The following is a 1,547-nucleotide window of genomic DNA, read 5'->3' on the forward strand; positions in this document are numbered from 1 at the left end:
CAAACATTATACCTCCTGGGCCTCGATGGCGCCAATGCTCTTTTGTTGCCAAGCGTGCTTTGGGGTTTCGGCTGTTGGCTGGGACTGCTCTCCGTCCACCATGGCCAGCAGATCGGCCACCGCTTGCTGCATCTCGGTGGCCATGGCATGAAGCTCCTCCCCCGAGGCCGCTGCCTCTTCAGCATTGGCGGCGGTCCGCTGCACCACGCTGTCCATTTCGCCCATGGCCTGGCTGAGCTGGGAAACGCCCTTGGCCTGCTCGCCGGAGGCGGCGGCGATTTCGCCGATCAGGGTGGTGGCTTTGGTGGTACTGGCGCTGACCTCGTCAAAAGTTGTTCCGGTTGCCGCCACCAGTTGTGAACCCTGGCGGATGCTGCCCACGGTCTCATCGATCATGGCGGCGGTGTCCCGGGCGGCCTCGGCGGCCCGCATCGCCAGGTTTCTGACCTCGTCGGCCACCACCGCGAAACCGGCCCCGGCTTCACCGGCCCGGGCCGCCTCCACCGCCGCGTTCAGGGCCAGGAGATTGGTCTGAAAGGCGATTTCATCGATGGTTTTGATAATCTTACCGGTCTCCTCGCTGGACTTGGTGATGGTCTGCATCGCCTTGGTCAACTCGGCCATGGAGCGGGAGGCCCGGCTCACCACCTCCATCGCTTCCCGCATCAGGCTGTCGGCCTGGCCGGCATTGTCGGCATTCTGGCGGGTGGAGGCGGAAATCTCCTCCAGGGAGGCGGACACCTCCTCCAGGGAAGCGGCCTGCTGGGAGGCCCCCTCGGCCAGCTCCTGGCCGCCGGTGGCCACCTGATCGGCGGCGGCGGCCACCTGGTTGGAGCAACCGTTCATCTGCCCGGAGACTTCTTTGATCATTCTGATGATCCCCCGGGCGGAGAAGGTGGCGATGGCGGCGGCCACCAGCACCGCCAGGATCACCGCCAGGTTGATGCTCAGGGAGCGGTTATGGATGGCGCTGTTCATCGCTTCCTGCCGTTCACCCACCACTTCCCGCAAGCCCGTCCTGATCTCCCCCAGCAGCCGTTGGGTTTCCCCCAGAGCCGGCACGGTGTGGCTTGTGTAGATGGCCGCCCGCTGCTGGGTTCCGGTTTCGCGGAGCGTCACCGCCGAGGCGTGCAGGTCGCGGTGGGGCTGTTCGATGCGGGCCAGTAAAGGGGTCAGGCTGGGGGCCAGCCGCTCCAGTTGCCGCCGGCCCTCGCCGTAGTACCAGCGCCCGAAACCGCACTGGCGGTGATCGGTCTCCACCGCCAGGGGTTCGGCCCCCTCGGCGGCGAGAAAGTCACGGACCCGGGAAACCCAGACCAGGTGGTCCACCTCCCGCTGGGTCAGCTCGGTGTCCATGGCCATATCGCCGATTATCTCCCGGCTCTGGCCGATCATCTCCCGCACCGAGAGGTGATTGCTGATCCCGATCAGGATCAGGACTAAAATGATGACCCCGAAGCCGCCCCCCAGCCGTTGCCCAATCGTCAATTTGCGTGTTTTGGTCATTTGCCTGCCTCGTTTGTTAGAATTGACAGATTTTATGACAT

Annotated in this window: 1 protein-coding gene; it reads right to left on the reverse strand. The window is 64.7% G+C overall.

Going from position 1 to position 1,547, the window contains the following annotated elements; translation table 11 throughout:
* Positions 1 to 6: 6 nt before the first annotated feature.
* Entirely contained in the window at positions 7 to 1,506 is a 1,500-nt protein-coding gene (locus ACHHRT_RS13770) for a methyl-accepting chemotaxis protein (RefSeq protein ID WP_395500343.1), read from the reverse strand.
* Positions 1,507 to 1,547 lie beyond the last annotated feature (41 nt).

Source organism: Desulfurivibrio modestus, assembly GCF_044068625.1.
Classification (GTDB): Bacteria; Desulfobacterota; Desulfobulbia; order Desulfobulbales; family Desulfurivibrionaceae; genus Desulfurivibrio.

Excerpts from the sequence above, each read along its gene's own strand:
- ACHHRT_RS13770 (WP_395500343.1), bottom strand. The coding sequence starts at position 1,506 with ATGACCAAAACACGCAAATTGACGATTGGGCAACGGCTGGGGGGCGGC.